Genomic DNA, 13,949 nt, shown 5'->3' on the forward strand with positions numbered 1-13,949 from the left:
GCCTAAAGCCGCGTCGCGGCAGCTTCCAGCTTTGCCTCCCCGAGCTGAAGCCGGGTGTCGCCGCCTTCGGCAAGTTCGCCGTCGTGCGTCACCAGAACGACGGCGGTCTCCGACAGCGCCCCGCGCAGGTCCTGGATGAGCTGGGCTGCTTCGTCCCCGCCCAGGTGGGCTGTTGGTTCGTCAAGAAGCACGACGTCGGCACCCGCCACCAGCGTCCGAGCCACCGACATGCGGGTCCGCTGCCCGCCGGACAGGTGGTGACCGCCCGGCCCGACACGGGTGTCCAGGCCCAGCGGCAGCTCCGCCAACCAGGGCCCGAGGCCGACGGTTGCCAGTGCCTGTTCAAGTTCAGTACTTGCGGGCGGGTTGTCGGCGGCCCTGGCGAGGGCGAGGTTGGCGCGCACGGTGGAATTGAAGAGGTAGGAATCTTGCGGGCACCAGGCGATGCGGCCCAGGGTGTCTGCGGTGGCGGGGTGTCCGTTCAGCAGGTAGCTGCCGCGTTCGGGCTGCAGGAATCCGAGCAGCACAGCCAGCAGTGTGGACTTTCCCGCACCGGATGGCCCGCTGACCGTCCACCACTTGCCGCGCTCCGTGCCGCCGGTGACATTGCTGAACACCGGCCCGGCCATGCCCGGGTATCGGGCAGTGATGCCGTCGACGGCGATGTTGCTCAGCGGGGTTCCGGCTGCTTGTGCGGCGGCGCTGGTTTGCGTGGGAGTTGCCAGCACCGTGGCCGGGGCGTCGAGCAGCGGCAAGGTTCGCTGCATCATGGCGGCCAGCGCGGGCAGCGCTGACACGGCTTCCACATACTGGCCCAGCGGTTCCGACAGTGCCAGCATGAGCAGCGCCGCAACGGCGGCGGCGCGGGGGTCGGCTCCCGCACCAATGGCCGTGAACGTCACGGCAATCGCGGCCAGGGACGTCAGGAGTGTCACGGCGCCCTGGCCCAGACCGTCGGCCCAGGCCAGCCGGCGCAGCGGCCTGGCCACCGTGGCGTCCTCGGTGCTGAAGCGCGCAGCTTGGGCAGCGCCAACGCCGTTGGCGCCGAGCTGGTCGGCTGCGGCAAAAAGTGTCGTGACCCGGGCAGCCAGCCAAACCCGATGCACAGCCGCCGCGGCTGAGGCACGGCGTTGCGCGGCAAGCACCACGAACGGCAGCACAATCAAGCCCAGCACACCCAACACCACAACGAGGCCGGCAACCTCGGGGACAAGCAGGAACATGGTTGTCAGGACTGCGGAGTAGGACAGGATTGCTGCGGGGATGGGGACGACGGCGCGGGGAACGGCATCACGCAGTTCGTCCACGTCGGCAACGAGTGTGCCGAGGGCGCCGCCCGAGCGGGTCAGCTTCCCCCAGTGCAGCACCGAGGAGCCCAGCGAGTCCCACAGCTTCAGGCGAAGCTCGGCCGCCCACCTGAATACGGCGTCGTGGGTCAGCAGGCGTTCGCTGTATCGCAGCACGGAGCGGCCGACCCCGAATGCCCGCACACCAACAATCAAGGTCATCAAATACAGGATGGGCGGTTGGGCGGCGGCCCAGACGATGAGCCAGCCGGAGATGCCGCTCAACGCGGCGGCGCTGAGCGTGGCGAGAGTGGAGACGAGCACGCCTGCGGCAAAACGGGGCGACCGCAGGGGCAGGTGCCGCAGGTGCCGCCACGACAGCCGCGGCAGAACGGCGTCAACTGTGGTGGCTTCCCCGGTGCTGGTTTCAGCGGTACTGGATTCCGCGGTGCCGGTTTCCGTGGTGCTGGTATCCGCGGTGTGGGAGACCCTGGAAGTGGCTGCCGCTGCAGGTGCTGGTGCCGGTGCCGGTGCCGGTGCCGGTGCCGGTGAACGCAGCATGGCTGCCAACCTGGCATCATGCGTCGCCACAACCACCGCGACACTCCCCCGCAGACTGCCCAGCGCCTGCCGGACCAACGCAGCCGAGACAGGGTCAAGATGGGCCGTGGGTTCGTCGAACAAGGCCAGCTCGACGGACGGGTCCGTGGCCATGCGGGCCAAGGCCCTGGCCACGGCCACCCGGCGAAGTTCGCCGGGGCTGCAGTCCACCACGGTGCGCAAGGCCAGATGCTCAGCATTGACGTTGGCCAGGGCAGTCATAAGCGTTGCGGTATCGACGTCAAGGCCTTGGGGCCCGGCGGCGTAGAGGGCTGTCTCGGCGAGCACTGTGTCCTCGGTGAAGACCGGATGCTGGGAAACAAAGACCAGGGAATCGGAGGATCGCAGCAGGAGCTTGCCGCTGACAGTGGCTGCCGTCCCCGAGCCTGAAGCATCGCCCGCGCATGGCAATGTGCCGGCGATGGCGGCAAGAATGGTGGATTTTCCCGTGCCGCTGGGTGTGTCAAGCACGAGGGCCTCGCCCGGCGCGACCATGGCACTAAATTTGTCGACCGCGGCCACGCTGCGGTCCGGATAGGTGACAGTCAGCCGGTCCGCGACAAGCACGGAGCTGCCGCCCGTGGCACTCCCGGCGCTGCCGCTCGTGGCACTCTCGTTGCCATTGCCATTGCCATCGCCATTGCCATTGCCATTGCCAAGAATTTCGTTGACACGGCGCAGGGCCTCCACACCGTCTTCGCTGCCATGGTGCGCTGCCCCGACGTCGCGCAGTGGCCTGAAGCATTCAGGTGCCAGCATCAGAGCGAGCAGCCCGGCTTCCAGTTCCATGCCGCCGGAGACCAGCCTGACGCCGATGAACACGGCAACGACCGCCACGGAAATGGTGCTGATGAGTTCCAATGCCATGGAGGACAGGAATGCTGTGCGCAGGGTTGCCATGGTGGATTTGCGGTAGGCCTCGCACACATCGGACAGGGCCTTGCGCTGGGCAGCTGCCCGGCGCAACCCCACCAGGACCGGCAGTCCGCGGGCAAGTTCCAGCAGGTGGTTGGACAGCCTGTCCAGGCCCCGCGCGGCCAGCTCAACCCGTTCCTGCGTGTGGAAGCCAATCAAAATCATAAACACGGGCACCAGGGGCACAGTCAAGACCACAATCAAGGCGCTGACCCAGTCGGAGATCAGGATTTGCAGGCCCACCATGATTGGCAGGACCGCGCAGGTCACCAGCGCAGGCAGGTAGGTGCTGAAATAGTTGTCGAGCCCGTCGAGCCCGCGACTGGCCAGCATCGACTCCGCACCAACGCCGGTGGGCTGAACGCCAACGCTGACTTGCCCAACGCCGGCGTGCCCGGTGCCGGTGCGCTGGCCGGCGCCTGTCACACCTGGACGGCGGCCGAGCCGGTGCGCCACCAGACGGCCACGCAGTTCCTCCTTGGTGCCGAGGGCCGCACGCCGGGCCAGGACAGACTGCCCCCACACGGCGGCGGTCATGAGCCCGGCGCCCACAGTGCCCTGCACCAGCAATTTGACCGGGTCAAGCGCTGCGCCGGCAGCCCATTGACCCAGGGCATGGGCGAGGGCACCCATGAGCAAAACCAGGGCGACGGCCTTGACGGCAGCCAGGCCGCCCAAGCCGGCCAGGGCCAGGCGTGTTGATTTGCCTTCGGGCAATGCGGGGCGGGGGCTCATGTTAAGCGCCGCCGCCCGACGCCACAGACTTTTCGGCGCCGACGGCCGGCGCAAAGTCGATCGGTTCCGGCAGGTGCGCCACGCTGATGCGCTTGCGGAAGATCCAGTAGGTCCATGCCTGGTAGGCCAGAACCAAGGGCAGGCCCACGGCCGCCACAATTGACATCAGGCCCAGCGTGTAGCGGGACGACGAGGCGTTTGCCACCGTCAGGTTCCAGATTGGATCCAGGGTCGAGGGCAGGACAACGGGGTAGACGGCGCTGAAGATCGCGGCGCTGCCGGCCAGCAGGAACACGCCCATGGACAGGAAGCTGACACCTTCGCGGCCGGACCGGTTCGCCGCCCAGGCGCCGATGGCCGCAACGACGGCGGCGGCAATCAACACCCAACTGAACCACTTGCCGTTTTGCAGGGCGACAGCAATGGCCCACCCGGCCAGGGGCAGCAGCCCCAGCGGCATCCAGCGCCCGACCAGGCGTCGGGCGCGGTGGCGGATGTCGCCGTCGGTCTTCAACGCCACAAATGCGGCGGCCTGGATCAAGGCAAAGCCAACCACCGCGAGCCCGCCCAAGACTGCGTACCAGGTGAACCAGGCGAAGGGCCCGCCCACGCGGTCGCCGTTCTCATTCAGCGGCAGCCCGGTGGTGGTCAGCGCGAGCATGGCCCCAATGCCGAAGGCGGCAATGAAGGAGCCGACGGCGATGGCCCAGTCCCAGACGGTGCGCCAGGTGTCGTTGTGGATCTTGCCGCGGTATTCAAAGGCCACTGCGCGGAAGATCAAGGCCAGCAGCACGAACACGAGCGGAATGTACAGCGCCGAAAAGAGCGACGCGTACCAGAACGGGAAGGCGGCAAAAGTGGCGGCGCCGGCCGTGATCAGCCAGACTTCGTTCCCGTCCCACACGGGGCCCACGGTGTTCAGCAGCAGCCGGCGTTCCTTTTCGTCGCGGGCGAAGGTCTTCATGAGCATGCCGACGCCGAGGTCGAATCCCTCAAGGAAGAGATAGCCGGTCCACAGCACAGCAATGAGAATGAACCATAAAGTAGGCAGAAAATCCATCGTTAGTCCTTTAGTTCCGGCAGCTCGTCAAGGGCGGGGCGCAGTGGGCGGCAGGGCGGCCTGCGCCGTGATTAGTAGGCGAACGCAAGGACATCGTCGTCCGCCTCCCCACCCGGGCCGGTGCCGTCGTCGTCCTTGTCAACATGATTCTCGGCATTTGTCTGGTCCAGCTCAGGCATGGCCGAGACCACCCCGCCGCGGATGTACTTGGTCAGCAGGGAAACTTCCACCACCAGCAGCACCGCATACACGGTGCCAAGGGCCACGAGGGAGAAGATCAACTCACCGACAGAGACGCCGGGAGAGACTGCAGCCGCCGTGAACATGAAGACCTGGTCGACGCCGGACATGGCCGGGTTGGGTGCCACAACGAACGGCTGGCGGCCCATTTCGGTGAAGATCCAACCGGCCGCGTTGGCGCCGAACGGCGCAAGGATGCCAAACAGGGCCAGCCGCATCAGGCCCTTGGACCGGGGCACCGTGCCCTTGCGTGTCAGCCACAGGGCCACAGCGGCGGCCGCGGCGGCCATCCCGCCGAAGCCGATCATCATGCGGAAACCCCAGTACGTGACAGGCATGATCGGGACGTAGTTGATTTCCTGGCCGGCGCGGTCGCCGTACAGCGGATCGTCGGGCAGGTACTTGCCGTACTTTTCCTGGTATTCGGGAACCAGTGTGTTGACGCCCTTGACTTCGGTGTCGAAGTCGTTGTGGGCCAGGAAGGAGAGCAGGCCGGGCACTTCCATGACGGCGACGACGTCGGAGCAGTCGCGGCTGCCCACGTCGCCAATGGACAGGACGGAGAAGCCTGTGCCGTCATGGCAGGCTGCCTCGGCGGCGGCCATTTTCATGGGTTGCTGTTCAAACATGAGCTTTCCCTGCATGTCACCTGAAATCGCGGTACCGGCGAAGGCGAGCATCGCAACAACTGCCCCGATGCGCAAGGACTTGATCCAGACGGCGTGGTCCAACTTGCTCCGCCCTGGGATGGTGGCGGAGTCGCCCACCACGACCCGGCCCTTGGCATCCACGGTGTCGATGCCGTCCTTGCGGCGGCGCCACAGGTGGTACCAGGCGATGCCCAGCAGGAAGCCGCCGGCGACAGCCAGGGCCCCGGTGATGGTGTGGAAGAAGGCAACCAGGGCCGTGTTGTTGGTGAACACCGCCCAGGCGTCGACCATGACGGGGCGCCCGTTGAGCATCTCAACCCCGACCGGATGCTGCATCCAGGAGTTGGCGACGAGAATAAAGTAGGCAGAAACAATGGAGCCGCACACAGCGATCCAGATGCAGGCAAGGTGAATCTTTGCGGGCAGTTTCTTCCAGCCAAAGATCCACAGGCCCAGGAACGTTGACTCGACAAAGAATGCCAGCAGTGATTCCATGGCCAGCGGGGCGCCAAAGACATCGCCGACAAAACGGCTGTACTCGCTCCAGGCCATGCCGAACTGGAACTCCTGCACGATGCCCGTGGCCACACCCATGATGAAGTTGATCAGGAACAGCTTGCCCCAGAACTTGGTCATGCGCAGGTACGCTTCGTCTCCCGTTTTGTGCCAGCGCGTCTGCAGGATCGCCACGAGGGTGCCCAGTCCGATGGTGAGCGGCACCATCAAAAAGTGGTAAACGGTCACTATTCCGAACTGCCATCTGGCTATGTCCAGAGCTTCCACTTGATACCCCTCATCCACGATAATCGGCAGTCTGCCCACAAAGTTCTACGTCATGTAGAAGTTCTAGTTCTACCCCGTGTAGAACATTGCTGTCAAACCGTGTAGATTTAGTTGTGTGGCAATGTTCAATGGGCCACATTGCTCGATGCCCGCAGGAAATTAAGGATGAATATGGCAACGCTTGGAGATCTCGAGAGAGCGGTCATGGACCTGCTGTGGGAGCATCAGGAAGCCATTACGGCAAATATTCTCCGTGACCTGCTTTCACAGCGCCCCTCAGCCGGGGACAACACCACGGAGTCCCGCCCGCTGGCCGTCACCACGGTCCTGACGGTGCTTTCCCGCCTGGAGAAGAAGGGCCTCGTGGAACGCGAGCGTTCCTCCCGGCCGCACCGCTACCGTGCGGTGACCACCCGCGAAGACCACACAGCCGAGCTCATGCTCGAAGTGTTGGGCTCCGCCCCCGACCGCGAAGCAGTCCTTGCACGCTTCATTGGCACCGTCAGCTCCGGAGAAGCGGAAACGCTGCGGAAGCTGCTGGGGCACTGAGGACAGGACCGCCAGCCGTGCCTGTTCCGTGCCGGCACGCAGCTGCACGCGGTAAGTTGTAGAACATGTTTTGGACCTCGTGGTTCCTTGCCGCCCTGGCCGTGGCCCTGGCGTGGCCGGTGCCTGTTTTTCTGGCGCGCGCGGATTGGCCTGCGCGGGCCCCGTTTGCGGCCATGGTGCTGTGGCAGTCCATCGCCCTGGCCGGCGGCCTTTCCATGGTCGGGGCGATGCTGTGCTACGGGCTCGTCCCGCTGGGCGACAACCTCGCCAGCGGCTTGCGCGGGCTGCTCCGGATCGTCACGGGCCAACAGTCCCTGGACACCTTGGGCCTGCTCCACGCCTTCGCCTTGAGCGCGGCGGCCCTCCTCTCGGCCCATCTGGTATTCACCCTGTGGCTGAGCTACTACCGCATCCACCGCCAGCGGCGCCGCCACAGGGACCTGCTGCACCTGCTCAGCTCCCCCTCCAACGACCGCCCCGACACCCTTGTCATCAGCCACCAGGCCCCTGTTGCCTATTGCCTGCCCGGCGGATCCCGCTCCGTCACCGTCTTGTCCGAGGGGCTGCTTGAGCTGCTCTCCCCCGAGGAACTCCATGCCGTGCTGCTGCACGAGCAAACCCATCTGACCCAGCACCACCACCTGCTGCTGTGGGCGTTTGCCGCCTGGCGTTCGGCCCTGCCGTGGCTGCCCACCTCAAAACTTGCCCAGCAGGCCGTGTCCTCGCTGATTGAAATCATGGCCGACGACGTCGCCCTGCGGTCCGTGAGCAAGTCCACCCTGGTCACGGCCATCGCCCTGGTTGCCAGCGGTTCGGCCCAGCTGCCCGCCGACACGCTGATTGCCGGCAATGCACAGCAAATTGACACCCCTGCCACGACGTCGGCACGGCTGGGCAGGCTGCTGGCACCGGCCCCCGCCCTGCAGACCGGCCCCCAGTCCTTTGTCGTTGCCGGCGCCCTGCTGCTGCTCGCCATCCCCACGGCGCTGCTGCTCGTGCCGGGCATCCTCGCCTGACGTTCCGCCCGGCGCTCCCGCAGCTCCCGCAGCTCCCGCAACCATCGGCTGTTGTTCCCCGACCCGCCGGCAGCAGTGGGCGGCGGCTGGTCAGCTTCTTGTGGCCAGCCTCTAGGCGTCGATGCGCTCCTGGTCCAGATACTCGCTGCCGGCCACAATGAACTCCTTGCGCGGGGCCACGTCGGAGCCCATCAGCAGCTCAAAGGTGTGCTCGGCGCGGTCGGCATCGGCGCTCGTGACCCGGCGCAGCATCCTGTGCCGCGGGTCCATGGTGGTCTCGGCCAACTGGTCGGCATCCATTTCACCCAGGCCCTTGTAGCGCTGGATGGGCGTTTTATGGCTCTTGCCGGCCTTCTCCAGTTTGGCGAGCAGGGTGTGCAGCTCCTTCTCGGAGTACGTGTAAACCATCTCGTTGGCCTTGGTTCCCCGGTGGATCACTTCCACCCGGTGCAGCGGCGGGACGGCGGCGTAGACGTTTCCGGCGTCGATCATGGGACGCATGTAGCGGAAGAAGAGCGTTAGCAGCAGCGTGCGGATGTGGGCGCCGTCAACGTCGGCGTCGGTCATCAGGATGACCTTGCCATAGCGTGCCGACTCAAGGTCGAAACTCCGTCCGGAACCGGCACCGACCACCTGGATCAGGGCGGCACATTCGGCATTGGCCAGCATGTCGCCCACCGAAGCCTTTTGAACGTTGAGAATCTTGCCGCGGATGGGCAGCAGCGCCTGGAAGTCAGAGGACCTCGCCAGCTTCGCTGTGCCCAGCGCGCTGTCACCTTCCACGATGAACAGCTCGCTCTTCGCCACGTCATTGCTGCGGCAATCGGCCAGCTTGGTGGGCAGCGAGGACGTCTCCAGGGCGTTCTTGCGGCGCTGGGTTTCCTTGTGGACGCGCGCCGAGATGCGCGACTTCATCTCGGAAACAACTTTTTCCAGCAGCGTCGCGGCTTGGATCTTCTCACCCCGGGCGCTGGACTCCAGCTTCGCCTTGAGTTCCTTCTCCACGACTTTGGCCACAATGTTCTTGACGGCGGGCGTGCCCAGGATCTCCTTGGTCTGCCCCTCGAATTGCGGCTCGGCCAGGCGCACCGTCAGGACGGCGGTGAGGCCCGCCATGACATCGTCCTTCTCAATCTTGTCGTTGCCGGCCTTGAGCTTGCGGGCGTTGGCTTCGATGACTTTGCGGAACGTTTTCAGCAGCGCCTGTTCAAAGCCCTCCTGGTGGCGGCCGCCCTTGGGTGTGGCGATGATGTTCACAAAGCTGCGCATGGTCGTGTCGTAGCCAATGCCCCAGCGCAGGGCGATGTCCACTTCACAGTCGCGTTCGACGGCGGTGCTCTCCAGATGTCCGGCACTGTTCAGCACCGGGACGGTCTCGGTAAAGGTGCCGTGGCCCTGCAGGCGCCAAATGTCGGTGACGGGCCCGCCAACTGAGAGGAAGTCCACAAATTCGGAAATGCCGCCGTCGTGGTGGAACACTTCCTCGTGGGTGGCGAACTCCCCCGGCGTTCCGGCCATGCGGCGCTCGTCAACCACACGGATTTTGAGCCCCGGGACCAGGAATGAGGTTTGCCGGGCACGGCCCACCAGCTCGTCGTAGGAGAACTTGGCGTCTGCCGTAAAGATCTGCCTGTCGGCCCAGTACCTGATGCGGGTTCCTGTCACACCCCGCTTGGCGGTGCCGACAATGTCAAGGTTGGACTTTTCGGTGAACGGCTCAAACGGCACATCCGGGCTCAGTGTTTTTCCGACGTCCTTGAAGTGCCCGGGCTCGCCGCGGCGGAAACTCATTTGATAGGTCTTGCCGCTGCGGTCCACCTGCGCGTCCATGCGGGCCGACAATGCGTTGACGACACTGGCGCCCACACCGTGCAGGCCACCCGAGGCTGCGTAGGACCCGCCGCCGAACTTGCCGCCGGCATGCAGTTTGGTCAGGACCACTTCAACGCCGCTCAACCCCGTTTTCGGCTCCACGTCCACGGGGATGCCGCGGCCGTCGTCGTGCACCTCAACCGAATTGTCCTTGTGCAAAATGACGGAAATGTTTTGCCCGTAGCCGGCAAGGGCCTCGTCCACCGAGTTGTCAATGATCTCCCACAGGCAGTGCATCAACCCGCGGGAGTCAGTGGAGCCGATGTACATCCCCGGGCGTTTCCGAACAGCTTCCAGCCCCTCCAGCACAGAGAGGTGGCGTGCACTGTAATTGGAACACTCGCGTGCCACGGTGGACATACTCCTTCAAGGTCTTTTGCTGGCCGGTCATTACCTAGGTTAATGGGTGTCCCGACAAAAGCTGGCAATCGCCACAGTCAAGGCTCACAGTCACTGCGCCCCATTCGAGGCGTTCACCACGGATACGCGGTTAGCGAAAGTCCCCCGTGCCGTGGAAGGACGGGCAGCAAATGATGGTTGTATGAAGTACAGGAACTTATGAAGGAGGCCATCATGACCACGACAACTGTTACCAGCCCTCAGCTGACCACCCTTGATCGCTGCGACCGTTGCGGCGCGCAGGCATATGTGCGCGTAGTTTTGGAATCCTCCGGCGGTGAGCTGCTCTTCTGCGGTCACCACGCACGCGCAGTTGAGGCCACGCTGAAGCCATTGGCGTCAGACTGGCTCGATGAGACCGGCCGCCTGCACGAAAAGGCTCCCGTGTCTGTCGACTAGGAAATTTTGCCACAGTAAGGGTCCCGGATCGCTCCGGGGCCCTTACTTTTTTGCGCGGCGCACCTTTTGGCCGCCAACCCCCGCCGTGTACGACGGCGTGACGTTGCGTTCCGCCGTTCCCCCGCCAGAGTGCCCCGCCGCCCGAACCGCCGCGGGAACGCTGCCCATCACCTAAGACAGTTCAGGCGCCTTAGCCGGGGCCGGCCGGGTCAAAGATAGGGCATTCACCCCATGTTCGCAGGCGCCTGGGACGGAAGAATTGAGTCATCACGAAGGCTCCGCATCCGCAGGAGCCTTCACGAACAAGGGGTGACCATGTCTGACTTCATGGCTCTGCTGATGTACCAGCAAAACGAACGAGAACTCGAGATTGCCCTGGAGCGCCGCCGGCTGCAAAAGGAAGCCATGGCCGCCAAGATGCCGGCCCGGCGGGCATCCGGCGGGTGGCACCGCTTCCTGGCCGGGACCTCGCGCCCTGCCACGTCGGTTCGCAGCAGCTTCCGGGCAGGCTGACGTCCCCGCAGTCCCGTACAGCACTGACGCTGCCCGCTGGATCATGACAGGATTGGCCCATGCAGATGACCCAGGCGAGCGCACAAATGATCGGCCGTGACGCCGAGCTGCAAGCCCTCATGGCCTCCTTGGCCGAGGCTGCGGACAGCAAGCCCCAAGCCGTCATCATCGGCGGCGAGGCAGGGTTGGGCAAGACGCGGCTGCTGGGTGAATTCCTGGCCGGCATCTCCGGGCAGGCAAGGATCATTTCCGGACAGTGTGTGGACCTTGGCACGGTGGCGCCGCCCTACGCACCGCTCACCGGGGTGTTGCGCTCCCTGGCGGCACAAATCGGCATGGACACCGTATTGGACTTCGCCGGCCCCGGTCGGGAAGCCCTGTCACTGTTGCTGCCGGAGGCCGGAACAGAACTGGAGGGGCTCCCCACCGCCAACCGTGTCCTGGAGGCAGTCAGCTCGGTCTTGGAACGTGCCAGCGCCGATCAGCCCCTCGTCGTCGTGGTGGAGGACCTGCACTGGGCCGACGACGCCACCTTGACCGTCCTGCGCTTCATTCTCCGCGCCTTCAACGGCGGACAGTTCCTGCTGGTCTTGAGCTATCGCAGCGACGACATCCACCGGGGGCACCCCCTGCGGGATTTCCTGGCCGAGTCCGAGCGCGGCCGTTATGCCAAGTCCATCCGCCTGAGCCGGCTCACCAAGGACCAGGTGCGTGCCCTGGTCGAGGCCATCACGGGCCACGATGGCGGTTACGACCTGGTTGAGAACGTTTTTGCTCGCAGTGAAGGCGTTCCCTTCTTTGTGGAGGAGCTGCTGGGCCTCGGGGCCTGTGGTGCAACGGGGGAAGTTCCTGCCACCCTGACCGACCTGCTCCTGGCCCGGTACGAGCGCATGGTTGATTCCGTCCAGTATTTCCTGCGTGTTCTGGCTGCCGGAGGTGTGTCCGTGCCACACACGCAGGCTTTGGCTGCTTATGACAGGTCCTTCGAGGAATTTGAGGCCTCAGCCCGTGCGGCACAGCGCGCCAACCTGCTGACGTTGGACGGGAGTTGTTACACCTTTCGGCACGCCCTGGTCCGTGAAGCCATCCATGCCGACCTGCTTCCCGGTGAGCGCACGCGTTTCCACACCCGTTACGCGCAGGCACTGGAATCCAGGGGCTCCGGGCACCGCGACGCCGTCGAAATTGCCTATCATTGGCACGCCGCAAACGCGCAGGAGAAAACATTCCGGGCCTCCATTGCCGCAGTCTCGGAGGCGGAACGCAGCTACGCCTATTCAACGGCGGCCCGCATGGGCGAGCGTGCGCTGGAGCTCTGGGACCGGGTTGGGGACGCAGCAACCCTGGCCGGCATGCCCCGCTTCGCCCTGATGGCACGCACTGCCTCCGCGCACAACCAGGCTGGCAGCGGCGAACGGTCGCTGGCCGTCATCCGCCTGGCTGCGGCAGAGCCTGATGTTGGCGGAGCCGACCTGGCACGGTTGCTCGCCGACCAGGCACGGTACCTGGGGTTCAATGCACAACTTGGCTCGGCCGAACTTCTGCTGCGGGCACTGGAATTGACCCCTCGGGGCAGCGACGACCGGCTGCGGGCAACCCTGTTGAATCACCTTGCAGCCCGGTACATGTTGGAGGCGAAGCCCAGCGAATCGATCAGCATGGCCAGCGAGGCACTGGAGCTGTCCAAAGCGGGCGCGGACCGCGCCGAACAGTCCATCGCCTTGAATCTGCGCGGTTGTTCGCGCGCCATTGCCGGTGACATCGACGGCTGGCGGGCGGACCTCGAGGCCGCAAAAGAGCTGGCACAGGGCAACGCCGCTGCGCTCTTGCGATACCGCATCAATTATTCGGATGCCCTGAACCAGCTGGGCATGTATGACGAGTCGATTAGTGTCGCCGAGGAAGGGATCCAGCAGGCCCGCGAGGTGGGTGTGGAGCGAACGACCGGGGCCATCCTCTCATCCAATGCCGTGGAGCCCCTTTTTGCCAGGGGCGACTGGGGAGAGGCCCATGCCCTGCTGGAACGGAACTTGTCCCTGTCCCCGCCCAGCTCCTTCCACGCCTATCTGCTGCGCTCCAAGAGCTGGTCAACCCTCTGGGGAGGGGATACTGCCGGGGCGGCGGCCTTGTTTCAGCAATGGCAGCCGCTGCTGCACGAATTGGCCCGGGTGGAGATGCAGTCGCGGCTTCCCCTGGCGTTGTTCGCTGCGGAACTGGCGTGGGTGCGCGGTGACCTCGATGCGGCTTGGCGCGAAGCAACGTTCCTCATGAGTCCGGAGTTCCGGTCACTGCCGGGCTACGAGCTGCCGCTGATAGCCGCCGCCGCAAGGATTCTTGCCGCCAGGCGCAAGGCCGGGCTGGGCCTTGACCGTGCGGCCGAGGCGCAGCTGCGGGGCCTCTTGTCACGAGACGGTTTCTGGCCCACGCACCCGGCATGGTCAGCGCTCTTTGAGGCCGAACTCGGCGGGGACGGGGGCACCGGCAATGACCCGGCCGCGTGGCACAGTGCCGCGGAACTGTGCCAGGCACTGCCTGCCCACCTGAGATGCTATGTTTCACTGCGCAAGGGGCAGGCTGAACAGTTCGCCGGGCACAAGGCCGCGGCTGTTGCATCGCTCCGGGACGCCATCGACAGGGCAGAGTCGATCGGGGCCGGCCTAGTCGCGGCCCTTGCCAGGGACTTCGCCACCAGGTCAGGGCTGCGCCTTGACGGAGCCGGCACACGCCCCAACACCTTGGAGCTGACGGCGCGGGAGTCCCAGGTGCTGGACCTTGTCGCGGAGGGCCTGGGCAACAAACAGATCGGGGCGCAACTGTTCATCAGCGCCAAGACTGTCAGCGTCCACGTCTCGGCCATCCTGCGCAAACTCAACGCGACGAGCCGCACCGAAGCGGCCAACCATGCCAGGGTGAAAAACCAGCCCTGAGCTTC

General features: G+C 65.3%; 9 protein-coding genes. 5 read left to right on the plus strand and 4 right to left on the minus strand.

Going from position 1 to position 13,949, the window contains the following annotated elements:
* Window positions 1–2: 2 nt before the first annotated feature.
* The 3 genes from cydC to ACT3TS_RS03445 all read right to left on the minus strand — a co-directional run bounded on the left by cydC (window position 3) and on the right by ACT3TS_RS03445 (window position 6,269).
* On the minus strand, window positions 3–3,536 hold the full coding sequence (gene cydC / locus ACT3TS_RS03435) for a thiol reductant ABC exporter subunit CydC (RefSeq protein WP_444530079.1): 3,534 nt from the start codon (window positions 3,534–3,536) through the stop codon (window positions 3–5).
* Between the two features lies 1 nt (window position 3,537).
* Window positions 3,538–4,596, minus strand: a complete 1,059-nt coding sequence (gene cydB / locus ACT3TS_RS03440; protein WP_444530080.1) for a cytochrome d ubiquinol oxidase subunit II — start codon at window positions 4,594–4,596, stop codon at window positions 3,538–3,540.
* 71 nt (window positions 4,597–4,667) lie between these two features.
* Window positions 4,668–6,269 (minus strand): cytochrome ubiquinol oxidase subunit I, encoded by a 1,602-nt coding sequence (locus tag ACT3TS_RS03445; RefSeq protein ID WP_444530081.1) that lies wholly within the window; start codon window positions 6,267–6,269, stop codon window positions 4,668–4,670.
* A 171-nt stretch (window positions 6,270–6,440) separates the two neighbouring features.
* On the opposite strand from ACT3TS_RS03445, the gene ACT3TS_RS03450 reads away from it, so the two are divergent.
* Complete coding sequence (locus tag ACT3TS_RS03450; protein ID WP_444530082.1) at window positions 6,441–6,818, plus strand: BlaI/MecI/CopY family transcriptional regulator; 378 nt, start codon at window positions 6,441–6,443, stop codon at window positions 6,816–6,818.
* 65 nt (window positions 6,819–6,883) lie between these two features.
* On the plus strand, window positions 6,884–7,834 hold the full coding sequence (locus ACT3TS_RS03455; protein WP_444530083.1) for a M48 family metalloprotease: 951 nt from the start codon (window positions 6,884–6,886) through the stop codon (window positions 7,832–7,834).
* Between the two features lie 111 nt (window positions 7,835–7,945).
* Here the strand turns inward: ACT3TS_RS03455 and ACT3TS_RS03460 are convergent, their stop codons facing one another.
* Entirely contained in the window at window positions 7,946–10,066 is a 2,121-nt protein-coding gene (locus tag ACT3TS_RS03460) for a DNA gyrase/topoisomerase IV subunit B (protein WP_444530084.1), read from the minus strand.
* Window positions 10,067–10,279: 213 nt separating this feature from the next.
* Here ACT3TS_RS03460 and ACT3TS_RS03465 point away from each other — a divergent pair, with 213 nt between their 5' ends.
* From ACT3TS_RS03465 to ACT3TS_RS03475, 3 genes are all read left to right on the plus strand, one after another.
* A complete protein-coding gene (locus tag ACT3TS_RS03465; protein ID WP_444530085.1) occupies window positions 10,280–10,504 on the plus strand; it encodes a DUF7455 domain-containing protein in 225 nt (74 codons plus the stop codon).
* Between the two features lie 315 nt (window positions 10,505–10,819).
* On the plus strand, window positions 10,820–11,017 hold the full coding sequence (locus ACT3TS_RS03470; RefSeq protein ID WP_444530086.1) for a hypothetical protein: 198 nt from the start codon (window positions 10,820–10,822) through the stop codon (window positions 11,015–11,017).
* Between the two features lie 59 nt (window positions 11,018–11,076).
* A complete protein-coding gene (locus ACT3TS_RS03475) occupies window positions 11,077–13,944 on the plus strand; it encodes an ATP-binding protein (RefSeq protein WP_444530087.1) in 2,868 nt (955 codons plus the stop codon).
* Window positions 13,945–13,949: the final 5 nt, after the last annotated feature.

Source organism: Specibacter sp. AOP5-B1-6 (genome assembly GCF_052376555.1).
Classification (GTDB): Bacteria; Actinomycetota; Actinomycetes; order Actinomycetales; family Micrococcaceae; genus Specibacter.